Source organism: Providencia sp. AGC89 (assembly GCF_053543535.1).
This window is the reverse complement of the sequence record NZ_JBIXLP010000090.1, coordinates 56,074-76,437: the sequence shown is the minus strand read 5'-3', so window position 1 is coordinate 76,437 and position 20,364 is coordinate 56,074. Positions and strand designations below refer to the sequence as shown.

The 20,364-nt window shown below is 41.8% G+C and carries 15 protein-coding genes; 3 read left to right on the top strand and 12 right to left on the bottom strand.

Annotation, left to right across the window (positions count from 1 at the left end):
* Positions 1-2: 2 nt before the first annotated feature.
* The 4 genes from ACIPUA_RS18870 to ACIPUA_RS18855 form a co-directional block, all read right to left on the bottom strand.
* Complete coding sequence (locus ACIPUA_RS18870; RefSeq protein ID WP_042845601.1) at positions 3-1,187, bottom strand: thiolase family protein; 1,185 nt, start codon at positions 1,185-1,187, stop codon at positions 3-5.
* A gap of 8 nt (positions 1,188-1,195) precedes the next feature.
* Complete coding sequence (fabG, locus tag ACIPUA_RS18865) at positions 1,196-1,933, bottom strand: 3-oxoacyl-ACP reductase FabG (protein ID WP_048605961.1); 738 nt, start codon at positions 1,931-1,933, stop codon at positions 1,196-1,198.
* A gap of 26 nt (positions 1,934-1,959) precedes the next feature.
* Positions 1,960-3,528 carry an acyl CoA:acetate/3-ketoacid CoA transferase gene (locus ACIPUA_RS18860; RefSeq protein WP_042845603.1) on the bottom strand — a complete coding sequence of 523 codons (1,569 nt, stop codon included), beginning with the start codon at positions 3,526-3,528 and terminating at the stop codon, positions 1,960-1,962.
* Between the two features lie 69 nt (positions 3,529-3,597).
* Complete coding sequence (locus ACIPUA_RS18855) at positions 3,598-5,115, bottom strand: class I adenylate-forming enzyme family protein (protein WP_042845604.1); 1,518 nt, start codon at positions 5,113-5,115, stop codon at positions 3,598-3,600.
* Between the two features lie 486 nt (positions 5,116-5,601).
* Between ACIPUA_RS18855 and yghU the strand changes: the two genes are divergently transcribed.
* Positions 5,602-6,444 (top strand): glutathione-dependent disulfide-bond oxidoreductase, encoded by an 843-nt coding sequence (yghU, locus tag ACIPUA_RS18850; RefSeq protein ID WP_042845605.1) that lies wholly within the window; start codon positions 5,602-5,604, stop codon positions 6,442-6,444.
* A 57-nt stretch (positions 6,445-6,501) separates the two neighbouring features.
* Here yghU and ACIPUA_RS18845 read toward each other — a convergent pair whose 3' ends face one another.
* From ACIPUA_RS18845 to ACIPUA_RS18835, 3 genes are all read right to left on the bottom strand, one after another.
* A complete protein-coding gene (locus ACIPUA_RS18845; RefSeq protein ID WP_166686578.1) occupies positions 6,502-8,163 on the bottom strand; it encodes an ABC transporter permease in 1,662 nt (553 codons plus the stop codon).
* Between the two features lie 72 nt (positions 8,164-8,235).
* Complete coding sequence (locus tag ACIPUA_RS18840; RefSeq protein WP_370661197.1) at positions 8,236-9,168, bottom strand: ABC transporter substrate-binding protein; 933 nt, start codon at positions 9,166-9,168, stop codon at positions 8,236-8,238.
* Positions 9,169-9,230: 62 nt separating this feature from the next.
* Positions 9,231-9,893 (bottom strand): ABC transporter ATP-binding protein, encoded by a 663-nt coding sequence (locus ACIPUA_RS18835; RefSeq protein ID WP_226619137.1) that lies wholly within the window; start codon positions 9,891-9,893, stop codon positions 9,231-9,233.
* A 702-nt stretch (positions 9,894-10,595) separates the two neighbouring features.
* Here ACIPUA_RS18835 and ACIPUA_RS18830 point away from each other — a divergent pair.
* The gene (locus tag ACIPUA_RS18830) at positions 10,596-11,864 is read left to right on the top strand and encodes a cytosine permease (RefSeq protein ID WP_042845612.1); all 1,269 of its coding nucleotides are present in this window, start codon (positions 10,596-10,598) and stop codon (positions 11,862-11,864) included.
* Between the two features lie 70 nt (positions 11,865-11,934).
* Here ACIPUA_RS18830 and ACIPUA_RS18825 read toward each other — a convergent pair whose 3' ends face one another.
* On the bottom strand, positions 11,935-13,662 hold the full coding sequence (locus ACIPUA_RS18825) for a lysophospholipid acyltransferase family protein (RefSeq protein ID WP_042845613.1): 1,728 nt from the start codon (positions 13,660-13,662) through the stop codon (positions 11,935-11,937).
* 595 nt (positions 13,663-14,257) lie between these two features.
* Here ACIPUA_RS18825 and ACIPUA_RS18820 point away from each other — a divergent pair.
* The gene (locus ACIPUA_RS18820) at positions 14,258-15,664 is read left to right on the top strand and encodes a cytochrome c peroxidase (RefSeq protein WP_131680060.1); all 1,407 of its coding nucleotides are present in this window, start codon (positions 14,258-14,260) and stop codon (positions 15,662-15,664) included.
* 61 nt (positions 15,665-15,725) lie between these two features.
* Here ACIPUA_RS18820 and dmsD read toward each other — a convergent pair whose 3' ends face one another.
* Genes dmsD through ACIPUA_RS18800 form a run of 4 tightly spaced genes read right to left on the bottom strand, consistent with a single transcriptional unit; the run spans position 15,726 to position 20,348 of the window.
* The gene (gene dmsD, locus ACIPUA_RS18815; RefSeq protein ID WP_042845935.1) at positions 15,726-16,361 is read right to left on the bottom strand and encodes a Tat proofreading chaperone DmsD; all 636 of its coding nucleotides are present in this window, start codon (positions 16,359-16,361) and stop codon (positions 15,726-15,728) included.
* Positions 16,362-16,418: 57 nt separating this feature from the next.
* A complete protein-coding gene (locus tag ACIPUA_RS18810) occupies positions 16,419-17,270 on the bottom strand; it encodes a DmsC/YnfH family molybdoenzyme membrane anchor subunit (RefSeq protein WP_449059998.1) in 852 nt (283 codons plus the stop codon).
* A 1-nt stretch (position 17,271) separates the two neighbouring features.
* A complete protein-coding gene (locus tag ACIPUA_RS18805) occupies positions 17,272-17,889 on the bottom strand; it encodes a DMSO/selenate family reductase complex B subunit (protein WP_042845616.1) in 618 nt (205 codons plus the stop codon).
* A 14-nt stretch (positions 17,890-17,903) separates the two neighbouring features.
* Entirely contained in the window at positions 17,904-20,348 is a 2,445-nt protein-coding gene (locus ACIPUA_RS18800) for a DMSO/selenate family reductase complex A subunit (protein ID WP_042845937.1), read from the bottom strand.
* Between the last annotated feature and the right edge of the window lie 16 nt (positions 20,349-20,364).

The window sequence follows — 20,364 nt, the reverse complement described above, 5'->3', positions numbered from 1 at the left end:
TCTTATTCTTTTTCAAACAACATTGATATCCCTTGACCACCACCGATACACATGGTCACTAGCCCAGTAGAAACCTGACGACGCTCCATTTCGTACATTAATTTTACAGGTAGGATTGCTCCACTAGCGCCAACAGGGTGACCAAGGGCAATTGCGCCGCCATTCACATTGACTCGAGAACTGTCTAACGACAAATCATTCATCACTGCGATTGCTTGTGCGGCAAAAGCTTCATTTAACTCAATAAGGTCAATATCTTTGACGTCCATCTTGAGTTTATCCATCAAGCGGCGTGTTGCAGGTGCTGGGCCAAACCCCATAATGGCAGCCTCACAGCCCGCAACGGCCCAATCAACCACTTTCATTCTAGGTTTCAAACCCCGTTTTTCAGCTTCTTCGCGTCGCATCATGACTAACGCAGCGGCTCCATCATTAATCCCTGATGAATTAGCCGCAGTAATCACGCCATCTGCCTTAAATGCGGGACGTAATTTGGCAAGCTTCTCACGTGGTGTATCGCGCGGGTGTTCATCCGTATCAAAAATACGCGTTCCCTTACGCCCTTCTGCGATTTCAACTGGCAAAATTTGCGTTTGAAAATAGCCTTCTTTAATGGCTTTCAATGCTTTTTGCTGACTGTTCCATGCGAAATCATCCATTTCTTCACGGGAAATATGAAATTGCTCGGCCACATTTTCTGCGGTCATACCATTATGATATGGGCCTTCAGGCCAAGTAAGAATTGACGTTAAGCCATCTTCTAAAACATCATTCCCCATGCGATAACCGTAACGCGCTTTGCGCAGGTAATAAGGCAGCATGGTCATATTTTCTGTACCACAAGCCACAACCACATCTGATTGACCAGTTTGTAACAACATCATGCCATCAGCTAACGCTTGTAACCCTGAACCACATTGGCGATTAACAGAATACGCGGTCGTTTCTTTTGGTAAGCCTGCTCGCAATTGGCAAATACGAGCAATAAACCCACTTTCTGCGATTTGCCCCACATTCCCCACAATCACTTCATTAACATCTTCAGGGGCGATCCCTGCACGCTTTACCGCTTCACGAATAACTAACGCACCTAAATCATGTTGGTGAGTGTTCGCAAAGCTACCACCCATCGTCCCAATTGCCGTTCTCACACCACTTACAATCACAATGTCATTTGCTTGTTTCATATTTCCTCCTACAGCACCATGCCGCCGCCAACATTAATCACTTCGCCATTGATATAACGCGCTTTATCGGAAGCCAAAAATGCCACACATTGGCCGACATCACGCGGGTCGCCTGCAAAGCCTGCTGGAATTTTACTGATCATGATGTCCCACACTTTTTCGGGAACACCACGAGTCATATCGGTATCAATAAACCCTGGGCAAATCGCATTCACAGTGACCCCTTTACGTGCCAATTCGCGGCAGGCCGTTTTCGTTAGGCCAATGACACCTGCTTTCGATGCCGCATAATTTGCCTGCCCAACATTCCCTAACCAGCTTGCAGATGAAATATTTACAATGCGTCCGCTGCCTTGTTCGCGCATGAGTTTTGCAGCCTCTTGCATGCAATTAAACGTACCTTTTAGATTGATATCGATAACTTTATCCCAATCATCATCGGTTAATTTATGCAGCATGCCATCACGATTTATCCCTGCGTTATTGACCAATACATCAATGGTGCCAAAATGTTCTTTTGTCTTTAAAAACAACTCATTAACCTGGTCACGCTTCGATATATCGCATGGGATGAAAACAGCTTCATAACCCTTTTCTTGTAATTGCTTCGCACTTTCTTCGCCAGAGGACATCGAAAGGTCAGATATCACCACTTTTGCACCTTCTTCTGCCAATACTTGTGCAATGGCAAACCCTATCCCTCTCGCTGATCCTGTAACAATGGCAACTTTATTTTTGACTAACATGCGTAAATCCCTCTTTAATATTGAGACTATAAATATGAAATCAGATCAAAAGGCGCTTCTTTAAATAATGAAGAGCACATCACTTTTAAATCAGGGGAGATTTCTGGTACAAAATCCATATGAGCAAGAATGTCACGCTCAAGGTCAATTCCCGGGGCGATTTCTACTAACACAGGGACTTTCTCACCCAAGGTAAATACCGCACGCTCCGTGACAAAATGCATAGTTTGGTTAATCTGACGCGCCACATCTGCGTTCCAAGAAATCTGCCTAACGTTATCCACCAACTTGCGGATATCACCTTCACGAATAATCTTTAACTGCCCATTTTCACAACGAATATCTAACCCTTTAGCCGTAAATGTTGAGCAAAAAACGACGTGACGAGCATTCTGCGTGATATCGATAAACCCACCTGCACCCGGGCAAATATTGCCAAGCAAAGTAGCATTAACATGGCCACTGGCATCCATTTCCCCCGCGCCCATATAGGTGATATCTACCCCTGCACCGTTGTAATACAACATTTGGTCTTGGTGGCTGATCATGGCAGAAAGGTTGCGGCCAATACCAAAATCGATTCCCCCCGCTTGAACACCGCCCCAAATACCAGATTCCACAGTGATATCTACGCGTTTGGTCGCATTTTCTTCTTGGATAATTGAACCGATCACATCGTTAGGTATCCCTGTTCCTAAGTTGATCACACAGTTTTCCGTGAGATAACGGCAAGCAATGCGCCCGATCAACTTACGAATATCAAGAGGTAACGGCGTGGTTTGCTGCACTGGCGTTCGAATATCGCCGCACAATGTGGGATCAAAGAACCAACTTGAGGACTGACGATGATCTTCTTCAGGGTTATCACAAACCACAATATGATCAATAAAACTGGCTGGAACAGTGACACGCTTCGGGTGCAAAGTCCCCTCTTCAACACAATACTTCACCTGAGCAATGACTTTCCCACCAAAGCGTTTTGCCGCTAAAACAGCATGCAATACCTCCAACGACATGGCTTCTTCATCTGTGGTCAAATTACCTTTAGTATCCGCATGTGTACCGCGGATCACGACAACATCCAATGGAATTTCGGGATACCATAACCACGCTTCCCCTTTGAAATTAACTTTCTCCACAAGGGACGGAAGCGCTAATGTTTTCGCATTCATTCTTCCCCCCTCTAAGTCAGGGTCGATAAAAGTCCCTAGCCCAACTTTGGACAAGCGCCCCGGTAGACCAGCCGCCATCGCACCATATAAATGCACCATCTGCCCTTGAGGAAGGCAGTAAGCCTCAACCTGATTATCGTTGATCATCTGCATCCAGCGAGGGGCTAACCCCCAATGTGAACCAATAATGCGTTTCACCATTCCTTGATGAGCAAAATGTTGATTACCCCGAATACGGTTACATTGCCCTGCCGCATGGACTAAAGTTAATTGTTTTGGAGAGCCTTCAGATAAAAAACGTTGCTCAATTGCCGATAAAATAGATTCAGCAGCACTCGTTAAGGTCATTCCCACAGTACAAACTGTATCGCCATCATTAATTAATTTAGCGGCTTCCTGTTTAGAGATAAATTTATTATTCATGATAAAAACCTGCCTAAAGGCTAATATTTCGTAGCCTTTTATTTGATTAATTAAAAACTAATTTAGATGTTAGTTATTTAAAGAGTAATATCGTTTTTTCAAATCTTTTTTACTTATTTTCCCATTCCAAGTTCTAGGGAAATTACGTGTAAATATAATTTTTATAGGAACTTTATAATTTGGAACCCGCTCCTTTAGCCATTCAATAACTTCTTTACTGGTTAAACACACTTGCATTTCTGGAATAATAAATGCGATCGGTTCTTCACCATAAATTGCGCTTTCTATAGGGATAACAGCAACCTCATTGACACCAGGGTAATTAGAAATAAGGTCCTCCATTTCAATGGAATATATTTTTTCACCACCTCGGTTAATCATATCTTTAATTCTATCTTGAATATAAAGGTAGCCCTCATCATCCATATAACCGATGTCCCCAGTAAAAAACCAACCATCTTTAAATGAAGATTTATTCGCAGGGCAATCAGGCCAATAACGCTGGATCACAACATCCCCTTTAACCCAGATATTACCGGTACTATTTGCGGGTTGATCATCACCTTTTTCATTACGGATCGCCACTTGAATCCCCGGTACCGGCGTACCAGAACTTGCTTTTTTATTACTGCTACGAATATCGTCACGGTAAACTGTTGCAGGAGACGATGTTTCCGTTAAGCCATATATAGAATGAATAGATGTCTTTGAAAAAATATATGATAATTCTTTAATTGTGCCTTCATTTAAATGGCCCGCACCACATGCAATCATTCGCAATGTATTAAATCTTTCTAAATTGATACTTTTATTTTCTTTTATTTTTTGAATTAATAATATAAATACTGTTGGTGAACCATGTAAAAATGTTATATTCGACTTCGCAATTGTGGAAATAATCTCTTGTGCATTAAATTTTTTATGTAGATAAATTGTCCCACCAATATGAATAAATAAGGCTAAAATAGCCGAAAGCCCTGTAATGTGGTAAATAGGCACAGCAAGTATTGTTTTATCTTTCTCAGATAACTGTAATGTTTCCTGATATGCATATATTGCAGATAATATATTTTTATGGGTAATAACAGCACCTTTAGGGGCACCTGTTGTACCTGAAGTAAAAATAATTACAGCAGGGTCATCATTGTCAACCTGATTAATAAAGTTAATTTCATCAGTTAATGTTAAGGCACGCCATTGTGAAAGGCTCATACCTTTTACACTTAATGGAGCTAGCCAAGGTTGATAACTGTCATCCCAAAAAATTGCCTTCGCATTGATATTCAGTACATGTTCTTTTCCTTCAAACTCTTTCATTTTAGTACTTAAAGGAATAACTTGCAGCCCTAACCCCACAGCAGCATAAAATAATTGGCAGAATTCAATGGTATTTCCCCAACCTAATACAATGCGGTCACCTTTATTCAATTGCAAACTGGATGTTAACCAATGCATCGTTTGGTTTACTTTAACCAGTAGCTGGTGATAACTCCAATTTTGCTCTTCAAATACAATGGCTATAGCATCTGGTTGTATTTTTGCTCTATTTAATAAGCTTTGATAAATATTTGAATTTGATGCAAGCATGAGACACTCCAACACAACTGAATATGGCTGATATACTATCAATGTATAAAATGCCACCTCATAAATTAGTGCCAATGTTCACATATTGTTCACATCTTTTTTTTATTTAAGTTAGCTATCTGCACAATCGGTTTGTTAATTATTTTTTACTTAAGTGCCTTTTTTGGCGTTAAAGATGATGATAATTTGAACTATTTGACTTTGGGTATGATTTTCAAACCTCAGTCTTAAGTATATTCATCCCATTTATTGACTCGCTATTGTGCGCATGAACAATCCCCCCACCTAAAGGTAATCTTTGTGTAAATGACTAACTGACTTTCTTAGGTGGCTATTTCATGCATTCTGTGCGGTTCAAGCACCTCCCGCAGTAAAATACGATAAAAAGGTGGCGAATTCAGCGCAGATTGCTACAGTGAAGATCATTCAACATAAGATTATTGAAGAGAAAAATCGCCCCCTTTAAAACGGTTAAGGAGATAACTCATGGCAAACTCCCCTTATGTTCCCCCTAAAGTCTGGCAATGGGAACAAGGCAATGGTGGAAAATTCGCGAATATAAACCGCCCAATTTCTGGTGCTACTCACGAAAAGGCATTACCTGTAGGTAAGCACCCACTACAGCTATATTCCTTAGGAACGCCGAACGGACAAAAAGTCACTATCATGTTAGAGGAGCTACTAGCCCTTGGCATTAAAGAGGCAGAATACGACGCTTGGCTAATTAATATTGGTGAAGGCGACCAATTTAGTTCTGGTTTTGTTGAAGTTAACCCTAACTCAAAAATTCCCGCATTAGTAGATAGAAGCGGCGAAGAACCTATTCGAGTATTTGAGTCAGGTTCGATTCTGACGTATTTAGCCGAAAAATTTTCGGCGTTATTACCGACAACCCAACCAGAGCGTGCCGAAACCTTCTCATGGCTATTTTGGCAAATGGGTTCAGCGCCTTTCGCAGGTGGCGGTTTTGGGCATTTCTATGCCTATGCTCCTGAAAAATTCGAATACCCAATTAACCGTTTTGCGATGGAAACCAAGCGCCAACTCGATGTATTAGACAAGCGCTTAGCCAACCATAAATATGTCGCCGGTGACAGCTATACGATTGCAGATATTGCAATTTGGCCATGGTATGGTGCTCTAGTAAAAGGCTGGTTATACGATGCGGCTGAGTTTTTATCTGTCCATGAATATAAAAATGTTATTCGTTGGGCCGATGAAGTTTATGCACGCCCAGCCGTGCAACGTGGACGCCGAGTGAACCGTCTACAAGGTGACCCGGCACAACAAGTCCGCGAACGCCACGATGCGAGTGATATTAGCGAGTAATGTATTAAATGACTCTTTCGCGCAAGTAAGTACTCACAAACTTACTTGCGCTTTATTTTATGACTTTCTGCTATATCGCTGTTCTACCCATTGTGCGCACAGCATTAAGCTTAAGCTAATTAATACCGCCAAACAGGCCATTGCCATCCCACTACCTATCGAGCCTTGTTCAAACTGACGCCAAACAAAAATAGATACGGTTTGCATACCCGCTGGGGCTAGCAATAATGAAGAAACTAACTCTCGAGAAGCCACGGCAAAAACTAACATCATGGCTGCGACTAAACTCGGTAATACCAACGGGAAAAGTACCAAACGTAATGTCGTGATAGCTGAAGCACCATGTACCCTTGCAGCATCCGTTAAACTTCCGCCGATTTGGGTTAATGCGGCACTGCAATAACGTACAGGGTAAGGAAGAAGCAAACAACTATAGGCAAGTAGTAAGATCCCCCATGTATGATAGGGTGTTATAGGCCAAAAGGGCTGGTTCCAAGCCAAAATCATCCCTACCGCAATAACAATGCCAGGAATAGAAATTGGCAGTAAAGAAAGCGCATCGATAACAGCAGCACCACGAATACGTTGTGATACAACGATCCAAGCCGATAAGAAACCTAATATCCCTGTCAATATTGCTGTTACAGTCGCTAAAGAAACGCTGGTCAACAATGCTGAAAGAGCCTCTGTTTGCGAGTCAATTAGCCCTGAGAAATGCCTTAACGTCAGGTTATCCCAAGCCAATCCACCTGAAACCGTGGCGGAAAATGCAGTACCAAACATCGCTAATAAAGGCATTCCCACCGCCAAAAAAGCAGTAAATGTAAATATCCCAACAACTGGCCAACGCCAGCCACCTAACGAGCGAGTCACTTGTGCTGCCGCTTTTCCTGTCGTCGTGACAACATTTTTCCCAGAAACAATAGAACGCTGTAAGGTATAAGCCAAAATTGCCATACTCGCCAGCACCAGTGATAACGATGCTGCACCGGGTAAATCAATTGGCCAATCCGCTAAGCGTTGTTCAATATCCGTCGTTAATACTCGAATACCATTAGGCGCACCAATTGCTGCTGGGATACCGTATTCTTCAATCGCTAGAGTAAAAATGAGTAGTAACCCAGCGGCAATCGATGGTAATGATAACGGCAACGTCACTTTAAAAAAGGCCTGCCAAGGGGTAGCGCCATGAACCTGAGCCACATCAGCAAGTCTATTACCATTCGCAGCCATGCTTCTCGATACGGCAAAATACAATACGGGGAATAAATTTAAAGCCATAATCCCCATCATGCCACCTAATGAGAAAATGGCACTTCCTGGGCTCAGACCAAAAAGCTGCTGAGAATAGCCATTGGGTTGCAGAGTTAACATCCATGATAACCCCGCAATATAAGGTGGTATCAAAAAAGGGATTAGAAACAGTAAATCCCAGCCTTTTGCGAAAGGGATATTAAATAAGCCTCGTAGTGCCCCTAAAGGGATAGCAATCATTGCGCTGATGACAGCGACCCCACCACCTAACAACAAAGTATTTTGCAATAACAGTGGAAGCTCTGGCTCATTCAGTAAATGAATAATTGGTTCGAATGGTTGTTCAAATATTCCCTGCCCTAATTGGGGGAAAACCGCCTGTAAAATAATGAAGCTCAAAGGGATCACGACTAAAATGATTAATGCAATGAGCACCAATAAAGGTAAAAAACGAATTTTTATCATTAGAAACAACACTCCTGCCGGGTATTATGCATACCCAGCGGTTTGCTAATTAAAATTACCTTGTTGCATTATTTAACGGAAAAGTGCGCTTAAACGCGTTAGCACTTCACTACGTTCTGCGTTATCTACTGTTGCTTCTGGTAATAATTTGAGTGTTGAAAAATCAGGCCGCTTCCCTTCAATATCAGCCCTAGCAGGCATTAACCAAGCGTTAGCGACTATCGTTTGCCCTTCTGGAGATAATACATAATCAATGAAGGCTTTGGCTTCATCAGGTTGCTTAGTACTGTTTAAAATCATCATCGGGCGAGGCGCAATTACCGTACCGCTACTAGGGAAAATGACTTCAATCGACTCACCATTGGCAATACTGCTATATGCCACATAGTCTACCGCACCAAATACTGCCGCTTTTGCCCCTTGCAATACAGGAGTAAGCGCCTGCGCATTCGGCCCAGAAATCACCATTCCATTGGCTTTTAATTCAGAAAATAATGTCCAAGCAGCCTGTTGTTTGGCATTTTGTAACCCTAAGACTAAATCTAATGATGCACCAGAAAGTGCAGGGTCAGGCATCGTGACTTTATCTTTAAAAGCAGGTTGAGCAAGATCCTGCCAATCTGTAGGTTTTGGTGTGCCACTTTGGCTATTCCACACAATACCCAATGCAGAAACACCTTGGGCGACATAATAAGGTGTTTTAAAACGTGCAGGCACTTGCTGGGCATTTGCGCTTTCATAAGGCAACAGCCAACCTCTTTGTTGCAAATCCTCTGCCGTATCCCATGATGCAGAAATCAACACATCAGCACGGGGATTCGCTTGTTCAGCTTCAAGCCTTGCCATTACTTTCCCGGTTGTTGCTTGAAAAACATTCACTTTAGTGCCTGTTTGTTTTTCAAACCCCGCCGCCAATTGTTTCGCCATAGCACCAGGCCCTGCGGTGTAAACCGTAATTGCTTGGGAAGGAATGGAAAATAATGCACAGGAAAGGCCAAGACTCATTGTGATACCCTTTAGTGAAAATCGGTTCTTTGACAGTAAATTTTGCATAGCGGTCTCTCTCTTCATAATGTGATCAAACTTTCAATATTTCCATTGCGCATATGTGCAACTTGATGAGCTAGTGCATTAGCCTCTGCGGGGTCATGTGTTACGTATACAGCGGTAGTCCCTAATGCTCTTAGTAATTGAGCCATTTCTGCGCAAAGTGATTGGCGTAATGCAACATCAAGATTTGACAAAGGCTCATCGAATAACAAAATTTTAGGCTCAGCAATAATGGCGCGAGCTAAGGCAACACGTTGTTGCTGCCCCCCTGATAAATCAGCGGGTTTCCGCTTAGCAAAATCCACTAACCCCACACGCTTTAAAGCTTCCATAACATGATTTTCGATTTCTGGACGACTGAAACCGCGCATACGCAAAGGGAATGCCACATTTTGAAATACGCTCATATGCGGCCATAACGCATAATCCTGAAATACCATGCCAAGATTGCGCTTTTCAGGAGGAACAAGGCGTTGAGAATTCGCCACCAGTTGATCACCAAAATAAATCGCACCGCCAGAAGGTTGTAATAAACCCGCTAATAATTTAAGCAAAGTACTTTTACCGCAACCAGAAGGCCCTAGTAGCGCAAGGATCGTGCCTTTTTCTACAGATAAATCGATGCCATTTAGTACATATTGGTGTGAAAATGCCTGAGATAAACGTTGAATTGAGATCATCGGTAAGCCCCCCGTTTCCTGCCTACATGGCAAAAGACAGGGAGACTCACTCAAGGAAGAGAGAGTTTGTCGCATAACTATTTGTATCCTCTTTGGGACTTAATCGTTATGGATGATGCTACGGCTTGAATACGTCAAATTGATGACAATTTTATGATTGGATGATGACAGCCTAATTCATGCAAAGATCGCATTTTCATATGGCATCATAAAAAATTAATATTCCATTTTGACAGAATAAAAGTACTTTTTACGAATTAAAAGAAACATAAAAAACACAGTTAAATAACAATAAGAAAACACGCAATTTGATATTAATCACAATTTAAACATTATTATTTAATGAGAGTAATATTAACTCTAATGAATTTTTTACAAACCATCTAAAAACAATATTAATTTCTTATTTAATGATGTTAGCAATCACATAAAACCTTGTTTATTGAAAAAAGATCAACAATCACCCACCTTATTGATGAATTAATTTCAAATGGATTCTATTCACTACTGACTATTGATATGCTTGATTTATCATAAAAAAACCAAGAAAAACATTTTTATTACAAGTTAATAAATTTATTTATTAACAATAGATTCTATTTCGCCATTATTAATAAACCATAAATATTAGAACAATAAATATTTAAAAATTTATTTTTATAGGTACTCCAATTATTTTTAATAAAATGAGGTTCACCTAATATGTCAAATAAAGAAAAAGAAAATGCTCTATTAGATTCCGAATATGAACATGTCCCAGTCCCTATTGAACATCGAAAAAGCTTTGCCTCCGTTTCTGCCGTTTGGTACAGCTTCCCTCTAGTATTAACCAGCGCAGTGATTGGCGGTGTCGTTACAGCAATGCTCGGTTTCAAAATGGGGGTCACTGCAATCCTCGTGGGTAATTTACTTTTATGTTTAGTTATTGGTTCCTTAAGTTATTTAGCAGGAAAAACCGGGGAAAATTTTGCTATTTCGGCTAAAAAAACATTTGGACAGCGTGGATATATTGCAGTTTCAGGGTTGCTGGCAACCGTCGTTATAGGTTGGTTTGCTCTGATGGTTGGCCTAACTGGCGACACAATGTTTCGTTCATTTGGACAGAACCTATTACTGATGACTATCTTAGGTGGTGTGCTTTATGTTGGAGCCACATTCATAGGCATAAAAGCATTAGCCTTTCTAGGCTATATTGCAGCCCCGATGTATTTAATCCTCGGCATTATTTCTGTTGTTATTGCTATGAAAAATGGCTCATCAGATATTATTAATTATCAGCCTGCGGTTGGTGCTGGCGTACTTTCATTCGGTGTCGCTGTAACGATGATCTTCTCCACCTTTACCGATTCAGGTACCATGACCGCAGATTTCACCCGCTGGGCAAAAAATGGTAAACAAGGTTTTTTAGCTGCATTTACCGCCTTCCCAATTTCCAAGTTCTTTGCAGAAGTGATTGGCGCAATAATTGTAGCCACCGGAGTGGTATTACACCCAGAAGTGACTGGCGGAGATTTTATTACGATCCTAGCCAATGCTAGCCCGTTACTTTCTATTTTGGCTATCATTTTTGTTTTTGTTAACTTAGGCGTGGGCTGTACTCATTGTTTATACAATGGTGCTGTTGGTTGGTCACATATTACAAAAGGAAAAATGAGAACCTTAACGATTATCCTTGGTGTGATTGGGATTATCGTTGCGGTGACAGGGATTTGGAATGCATTCCAAACTTGGTTAAATTTACTTGGATTGATTGTTCCACCTATTGCGGCAATTATTATCATGGACCAATTAGTCTTAAAAAGAAAAAATGATGAGTCAAAAAATTGGCAACCTTTAGCTTTTATCTCTTGGATATTAGCATCAGGAATTGCATTAATTGTGAATGCCTACGCTCCTGAGTTATCAGTCGTGGTTGCAGGGTTAATATCTTCTTCGCTCATCTACCTTATTGGCCATAATTTCACTAAATAGATAAACACAATTGGGGGAGAACTATTCCCCCAATCCCCCTCTCAAATCGGATTCATTTAATTATGATTCATTACAATGATGTGGCGACTCTTTTCCCTGTTAAATGTCCCCCCACATACCGTTGATAGCGTGTAGGCTTTAATTTAGTTAAGTCGACTAATATCAAACCATCAACACAGTCATTAAAAGCTGGGTCTGAACCAAAATCCATAAACTGTACGCCCCCAGGCTCACACAGTTCTGTATATTGCTTATAAAGTGTCGGAATCGAACAACCGATATTATTGAGTAAGCTCTTTAATTTAATTAAATCTTCTTGGTAGTTATCTCCCGCAAATTGGGCAAGCACTTGCGGTAAGGAAGCGGGATAAGGCTGGCGTGATTGTGCCATTGTCTGTTTTGCAGAAAAATAGAGCCGATAAAATGCAATTAATAAATCCCTTGCAGCTACTGGCATCGCACCAGAAATAGACACTGGACCAAATAAATAACGATATTGTGGGTACTTGGCTAAATAGGCGCCTATTCCCAACCATAAATAATCTAAACCTCGTTTGCCCCAATATTTAGGCTGAATAAAACTTCTTCCTAACTCAATCCCTTGAGCAAGAATAGGTAACATTTTTTGGTCATAGTGAAATAAGCTATAACTGTAAATACCGGCTAACCCTTTCACAGCCAATTGTTTCTCAGTTGGGATAAAACGATAGGCACCCACAATATCCAGCTCATCTTCATCCCAAAGGATCAGATGACAATAGTCATCATCGTAGCTATCTAAATCACGACGTTTTCCAGACCCTTCACCGACAGCGCGAAAAGCAATTTCCCGTAATCGGCCTAACTCACGAAGTATAGGCGACCTGATATCTTGATTTCGTTGATAAAGATAAATCATTTTGCCATCAGGCAATGTCCCCAAATGCTCGCAAGCAACTAACGCTTTTTTTAATTCTGAACGGTCTTCAGGTAGTGCAATGGCTGATTCACTAGTAAATAACCCCGCTTTACCCTTACCCAGTAAATACACATGACGACGAAATCGTTCTGCTAATTCATGAGCCTTCATATGCCCATTATGCCAATGTGTAAATGGTATACGCCCACCAATCCGTATTTTTATTTGTTTACCTTGTTGCTTAAACATTTCCCTGACTAACATTAACGTTGATAAAGGGCGATAAACCATCGAGGTGAGATAAAATAAATAACTATTACGCCCTTGAACATGAATGGGAACAATAACAGCTCGGGCTTTCGCTGCTAAACGCAAAAAACCACTACGCCAATGTCCATCACGTATACCTTTGCGGCTAACCCTAGAAACCTCCCCCGCAGGGAAAATAATCAAAGCCCCTTGGTTATTCAAATGTTGTTGCATATTGGAAACTTGTTGGCGACTGGTTCTACTCTTTATATTGTCAACAGGAATAAACAAGCTACTTAGCGGCTCAATATAACTCAGAAATTGGTTAGCTACGATTTTAACGTCGGGACGAACTGTAGCCACCGCTCGTAATATCGCGAGGCCATCCAAAGAACCAATCGGGTGATTTGCCACTAAAACAACTGGCCCCTGAGTAGGGATATTTTCTAAATCTCTTTCGGCAAATTCACTGCGAATATCAAAGTACTCCATAACCTGTTCTATCAGGTCAAAACCTTTTAAATGTGGGTAATTAAGCGCAAATTGATTAAATTCCTTTTCGAAAAGCAAGCGCTTCAATATACGACGCTTCCATACTGAAGGTAGCTGCTGTGGGTAAATATCGTGGAGCAAGGTATCGACACTAAACATAATGCTATCTCCTAGCTTAGTTACAAGGAACTTAAGTCAGGCTCATGACAATGAAATGTCTTTTTTATGACAAAATAATGAAGCGATAAAAAAAGATAATGTCAGTGGGGGTTAATAAATATATTTTACAATTATTCCGATACAACAATAACGAGAGAAAATAGAATTTATTTTAAAAATTAGAAAAAATTTACATATTATATTCAATATTAAAATATGCATTTAATTTACAACAATATCAAAAAAGCATAAAAATATATTTTTCTACTTGCATTTACTTAGATTAATTAAAAATAAAGGGGAAGCCATCATTAAAGGTAACTTGTTTTTAAAATTTAGACTTTCTCACATCATGATGTAAGCTAAAAATTAATTCACATATAATTCAATCAAGTACAATAATTAAAATTGATTATTTTTCTTTTTAGTTTGATTGATAGGCAAATCTTATTTCAGCAATCGTTTAAACCGATGGCCATCGTTGATAAAAATCAAGAACCTTTCAGCTTTATTTATCCATCATAGTCCGGCTGTAGAATTATATTAATTAAAAATATTTAAATATATTTGACCGCAATCTTCCAAGGATAGTGTAATGAAAAAGCTTACTCGCATTACGGTCGCTGTCATATTTTTGCTTTTACTCGGATATTTTGGGTTATCTGGTTACGTTTGGTATCACGATAATCAACGTAGACAAAATAATGACATTCAGACATCTAAAATTGCAGAAAATAATCAAGTCCTCCGTTTTTTTGACGAAAAAGGATGCGATTACTGCCATACTCCATCAGCTGATTTACCCGCCTATGCATCATTCCCCATCGCAAAACAATTGATGGAATATGATATTCAACTCGGCTATAAATCATTTAACCTCGAAGCCGCACGCGCTGCTCTTATCGCTGGAGAACCTGTTCCACAAAGTGAATTAAACAAAATTGAGTGGGTTATGCAGAACCACACGATGCCGCCAACTCGCTATGTCGCACTTCATTGGGCGAGCAGTGTCAGTGATGAAGAACGAACTAAACTTCTTGATTGGATAGCCAAGCAACGAGCAGAACATTACGCAAGTGAAGATATGGCTGCTGAACATCGTAATGAACCAATCCAGCCTATTCCCAAATCACTGGAAGTCGATGACAAAAAAGTCGCTTTAGGTTTCCGCCTCTACCATGATGCGCGTCTATCTGGCGATAGTACTATCTCTTGTGCCCATTGCCATGCGCTAAATGCCGGCGGGGTTGATGGTCGTAAAACATCAATTGGTGTTGGCGGTGCAGTAGGACCTATCAATGCACCAACAGTATTTAACTCCGTATTTAACGTTGAGCAATTCTGGGATGGACGAGCACCTGACTTACAAGCTCAAGCCGGTGGGCCGCCATTAAACCCCATTGAAATGGCCTCAAAATCTTGGGATGAAATCATTGTTAAATTGGATCAGGACCCTGTTTTAAAAAGCGATTTCAATGCCGTCTATCCTGAAGGTTTTACAGGCGATACCATTACCGATGCCATTGCCGAGTTTGAGAAAACATTAATTACCCCGGATTCTCCATTCGATAATTGGTTAAGAGGCGATAACGGTGCACTGACCGCTCAACAATTACATGGCTACCAACTATTTAAAGAGAATAAATGTGCAACTTGCCATGGGGGAATTATTCTCGGCGGTCGCTCTTTCGAACCTCTAGGCTTGAAGAAAGATTATGAATTCGGTGAAATAACTGCACAAGATATTGGCCGTATGAATGTGACTTCCGATGAACGCGATAAGCTACGTCAGAAAGTCCCAACACTGCGTAATGTCGAGCTAACCGCACCTTATTTCCACCGTGGTGATGTGGCAACCTTAGACGAAGCCGTTAAACTGATGCTGCGTTATCAAGTGGGTAAAGAACTCCCACAAAAAGATGTCGATGATATTGTGGCCTTCTTGAAAAGTTTAACGGGTGTGTATACACCTTATGTACAACAAGGCGAAAAAACACCCTAAGCTACAATAACAATTAATAGAAACCAATAGCACCAACCCTATAACTGGATGGTGCTATTTTTTACTCGGCGTTTTCCTTGTAATACACTGTTTTTGCTAAAACAGGCTGTGTGATTTGTTGCTGATAGCCAGCAAGCGTCTCTTTGGTCAATTTCGCTACTGCAATATAAAAAGCACTGTCTGCTGTATCCGCTAAAGTATCCAAAAAATGTTCAGACCAAGGTAAAAGATGCCACGCGAGTAGCTCTTCAAGATCGTCTCGCCTATTTTGCTCTGCTAACCAAGCCGCTAACATCAAGACCAAGCCAATATGGTCTTCAGGCTCTTTTTGGGTCGTCACAGGTTCAATGCCTTTTGTACGCATCCATTGACGAAGCTCAACAGTTGAATCACCGAAAATAATATTTTCTTTATCTAACCAAACTGAGCCCCAAGGGGGAGCTGGTAAAGCATAAGGCCCGATAAATAAACGCTGCCAGGCTTCGTTCAAGGGTTCTTCATCGTGAATACTGGACTGAAAAAATTGACTTATGGTAGTTAAAGACGGTAAGTCAAATGGCCATTCTTCATGCCATGTCGGTTCCTGCAAAATAGCAACAATATCCGTATTATTTTCACTATCTGGGGCGAAATAAAATAAAGAACCGAGAACGCGTCCAGTAATTGCTACCTGTTCAAGAAATCGCGTGTCTTGCATATTCATTGTCTCTGCGGTGGTCAGCGTAGGGACCCCCCTACGCTGAAAAGTTTACTATTAAGCAACAGCCATACCGACTGTCATATGTAAACCATAGAATAGTCCACGTCCAATCAATTCACCAAACAACACCAATAATGTGCCGATCAACAAACTTACCGCAGAAGGTTGACTTTGACGGAAAATTGGCAAGATCCACAACAACAAGCCAAGGCTTGTAGCCACTAAACGGATCATTTGCAATAAGCCGTAGTCAGGGACTAAATCACTCGCTTTTTGTACTGAGCTAGCGATTAGCGCTATTTCACCACTTTGTAGTAACACCGATGCGATAGTCACAATATAGGCAATAATACTGATTGCCGCTAACTTACCGCTATGAAGGGGAAATTTAGCGATTCGCAGTAACAATCTCCCTAAGATAGGCCCCACCACAAACACCGTCATAAAGAAGCCGATAGTGGTATGTGGCGTGTCCCATGTCGGTACAGTACTAATCATATAGACGCGAGTCATAGCCCAGACAAAGACTAACCCCATTAGCATTGTAAGGATCAACCAAATTTTACCTAACCCCTCAGGCATTTTCTTCAGCGCAGATAGCAGCCACCAAAGCCCCCCGAGGGCAAAAAAGATTGAACCAAACAGCACTTCATTACTTAATGAAGATGCAAATACACGGTTCATCGAGTTAAAGGCCCGTAATGGTGACCCCATATGCATCATAGAGGCTAAGAAGCCTAGCCCCATTAGCACCCATAGCACTAGCATGGCATTAACAATGCGCTGTTTTTGCTGTTTATCATCAGTCGATAGCCATGCAAGTCCGGTCACAATCGCACCACCTGCTATACTTTGGCCTAAAACGGTGAATAAAATCAGCGGCCATTCATGTAATCCGTTGCCCATCTTAGACCTCCCGTGGATTGGCTAAATGACCCGTCGTATCATTGACAGGGCGACTATTGGCGTTAGGTTTAATCACAATATTTGGCTTGGTATAATGCGCTTCAGGTAATGGCGCTATCTCAGCCAAATTGCCGTGAGTTTTACGTAACTCGTCAATAGGACCAAAATCGAGGGCTCGCAGTGGGCAAGATTCTGCACAAATCGGTTTTTTCCCTTCTGCCACTCGCTCATAACAGCCATCACATTTTGTCATATGACCTTTTTCCGCATTAAACTGCGGTGCACCATATGGACAAGCCATATGGCAATAACGGCAGCCAATACAGACACTTTCATCTACGACCACAAAGCCGTCTTCACGTTTATGCATCGCACCACTCGGGCACACCTTGACACACGCAGGGTCTTCACAGTGGTTGCAGGAGATTGACAGGTAGTAACTAAAGACGTTTTGATGCCATACACCGTTATCTTCTTGCCAATCTCCCCCTGTGTACTCGTAAATACGTCGAAAATTCACTTCAGGAGATAAATTTTTGTAATCTTTACAGGCTAATTCGCATGTTTTACACCCCGTACAACGGGCTGAGTCAATATAAAAACCATATTGGGTTGTCATGATTTATCTCCTCCCTATACCCTAGCCACTTCAACAAGATTACTGTGCTGAGGGTTACCCTTTGCCAGCGGTGACGGACGCTGCGTGGTCAATACGTTAAGGCTCCCACCGTGGTCTATCTTGTTTTCATCTGGTGCATACCAAGCCCCTTCCCCCATCGCCACCACCCCCGGTATAATCCTTGGTGTTACTTTGGCATTGATATGAACCTCACCCCTATCATTAAAAATACGTACCATATCGCCATTTTTGATGTTGCGACGTTTTGCATCAATCGGGTTAATCCACATCTCTTGTAAACAAGCTGCCTTAAGCACATCGACGTTGCCATAAGTTGAGTGAACTCGTGATTTATAGTGAAAACCACTAAGTTGCAAAGGATACTTATCCGTAAGTTTGTCATCATGGCTTTCAAAGCCAGGAGAATACATTGGGAGAGGAGAAATCAGGTCGCCTTCATCCAATGTCCATGTCTTCGCGATATCCGCTAAGCGTGATGAATAGATCTCAATTTTGCCCGATGGCGTATTTAGTGGGTTAGCAATAGGGTCTTGTCGGAAGGCTTGGTGTGCCACCACATGTCCCTGCGGATTCATTTTTTTGTAGATCCCTTGTCGCTGGAAGGTCTCAAAATCAGGGAGTTCTGGCAGTTTTTCTCTTGAAATTTCATATAAATGGCGTAACCACTCTTCTTGTGTTCGCCCTTCGGTAAATTTCTCTTCCACCCCCATACGACGTGCAATTTGCGTACACATTTCGTACACAGTTTTACTTTCAAAGCGAGGTTCAATTGCCTGACTGGCAAAAATGACATAGCCCATATTACTGGCAGCACCATCTAAACAAAAATCCATTTGTTCCGAGGCCGTACAGTCTGGCAGGACTAAGTCTGCATATTTTGCCGAAGCCGTCATATGATTATCAATCACAACAATCATTTCACACTTTTTATCATCCTGAAGAATTTCATGTGTTTTATTAATATCTGAGTGTTGATTGATTAAACTGTTACTCGCGTAGTTCCAAATAAATTTAATTGGCACATCTAGTTTGTCTTTACCCCGAACACCATCGCGAGTTGCGGTCATTTCAGGGCCGCGTTCAATAGCATCTGTCCATAAGAATACAGAGATACTGGTTTTAACTGGGTTTTCAAGGGTTGGCATGCGTTCAAATGGAATATCGTAATTCCCTTCGCGGGCCCCTGTATTCCCCCCGCTAATTCCCACATTGCCAGTCAAAATCGGCAACATCGCAATAGCTCTCGCTGTCTGCTCACCATTTGAATGGCGCTGAGGCCCCCAACCTTGGCTAATATAAGCTGGTTTTGCTGAACCGATTTCACGCGCGAGTTTAATGATTTTATCAGCCGGAATACCGGTGATTTGCGCAGCCCATTGTGGTGTTTTTTCTACACCATCATCCCCTTGACCTAAAATATACGCTTTATAGTGGCCATTTTTCGGCGCATCCGCAGGGAGGGTTTTCTCATCATACCCAACGCAGTATTTATCTAAGAAAGGTTGGTCAACCATGTCTTCTGTGATTAACACATGAGCAAGCCCCGCGACCAATGCAGCATCAGTACCAGGTCGGATCGGTATCCATTCATCTTCGCGCCCTGCTGCCGTATCAGTATAGCGAGGGTCAATAACAATCATGCGTGCATTCGAACGCTCACGCGCTTGCTCTAATTGATAAGTAATACCACCACCGCTCATTCGCGTTTCAGCTGGGTTATTACCAAATAGCACCACTAACTTAGAGTTTTCGATATCAGAAACACTGTTTCCTGCCCCACTGCCATAGGTATAAGGCATCGCACAGCTAATTTGTGCCGTACTGTATGTGCCATAGTGGTTTAAATAACCACCTGTACAATTCATTAGGCGTGCAATAGGTGAGTTGGCCGGCGGCCACGAACGAGCAACCGTCCCCCCTAGAGTCCCCGTACCATAGTTCAAATAGACCGCTTCATTACCGTAATCGGCAATGATACGTTTTAGATTGTCACTGATTAAATCGTAGGCCTCTTCCCAACTAATTTGCTTAAACTTCCCCTCACCTCGCGCACCAACACGCAACATTGGGTATTTCAAGCGGTCAGGGTTATACACGCGGCGGCGCATAGAGCGACCACGTAAACACGCTTTTACCTGATGTTTGTCTCCGTAAACATCATCGCCTGTGTTGTCGGTTTCGACATACTTAATTTCACCGTCGACCACATGCATCCGTAACGGGCAACGGCTACCACAGTTAACCGTACATGCGCTCCAAACAATTTTTTCCTTGGGTGTCATTGTTTGTGATGCAGTTTCATTCGTATTCGCGGCACTGCAAAAGGGTAAACTTAATGCACCACTGGCAAGCGCTAGCCCACCTGCAGTACCTGTTTGCATTAATTTCCTACGGCTGATTTCCGATTGGAGCAACCTATCAGATAATGCTTTATCCATATCTGCCTCACTTAAC

What these genes read in the sequence shown, in the direction of transcription:
- ACIPUA_RS18805 (WP_042845616.1), bottom strand. Translation starts at nt 17,889, where the DNA reads ATGACAACCCAATATGGTTTTTATATTGACTCAGCCCGTTGTACGGGG.
- ACIPUA_RS18870 (WP_042845601.1), bottom strand. Translation starts at nt 1,187, where the DNA reads ATGAAACAAGCAAATGACATTGTGATTGTAAGTGGTGTGAGAACGGCA.
- ACIPUA_RS18825 (WP_042845613.1), bottom strand. Translation starts at nt 13,662, where the DNA reads ATGTTTAGTGTCGATACCTTGCTCCACGATATTTACCCACAGCAGCTA.
- ACIPUA_RS18855 (WP_042845604.1), bottom strand. Translation starts at nt 5,115, where the DNA reads ATGCTTGCATCAAATTCAAATATTTATCAAAGCTTATTAAATAGAGCA.
- ACIPUA_RS18840 (WP_370661197.1), bottom strand. Translation starts at nt 9,168, where the DNA reads ATGAGTCTTGGCCTTTCCTGTGCATTATTTTCCATTCCTTCCCAAGCA.
- fabG (WP_048605961.1), bottom strand. Translation starts at nt 1,933, where the DNA reads ATGTTAGTCAAAAATAAAGTTGCCATTGTTACAGGATCAGCGAGAGGG.
- yghU (WP_042845605.1), top strand. Translation starts at nt 5,602, where the DNA reads ATGGCAAACTCCCCTTATGTTCCCCCTAAAGTCTGGCAATGGGAACAA.
- ACIPUA_RS18800 (WP_042845937.1), bottom strand. Translation starts at nt 20,348, where the DNA reads ATGGATAAAGCATTATCTGATAGGTTGCTCCAATCGGAAATCAGCCGT.
- ACIPUA_RS18835 (WP_226619137.1), bottom strand. Translation starts at nt 9,893, where the DNA reads ATGATCTCAATTCAACGTTTATCTCAGGCATTTTCACACCAATATGTA.
- dmsD (WP_042845935.1), bottom strand. Translation starts at nt 16,361, where the DNA reads ATGCAAGACACGCGATTTCTTGAACAGGTAGCAATTACTGGACGCGTT.
- ACIPUA_RS18845 (WP_166686578.1), bottom strand. Translation starts at nt 8,163, where the DNA reads ATGATAAAAATTCGTTTTTTACCTTTATTGGTGCTCATTGCATTAATC.
- ACIPUA_RS18810 (WP_449059998.1), bottom strand. Translation starts at nt 17,270, where the DNA reads ATGGGCAACGGATTACATGAATGGCCGCTGATTTTATTCACCGTTTTA.
- ACIPUA_RS18860 (WP_042845603.1), bottom strand. Translation starts at nt 3,528, where the DNA reads ATGAATAATAAATTTATCTCTAAACAGGAAGCCGCTAAATTAATTAAT.
- ACIPUA_RS18820 (WP_131680060.1), top strand. Translation starts at nt 14,258, where the DNA reads ATGAAAAAGCTTACTCGCATTACGGTCGCTGTCATATTTTTGCTTTTA.
- ACIPUA_RS18830 (WP_042845612.1), top strand. Translation starts at nt 10,596, where the DNA reads ATGTCAAATAAAGAAAAAGAAAATGCTCTATTAGATTCCGAATATGAA.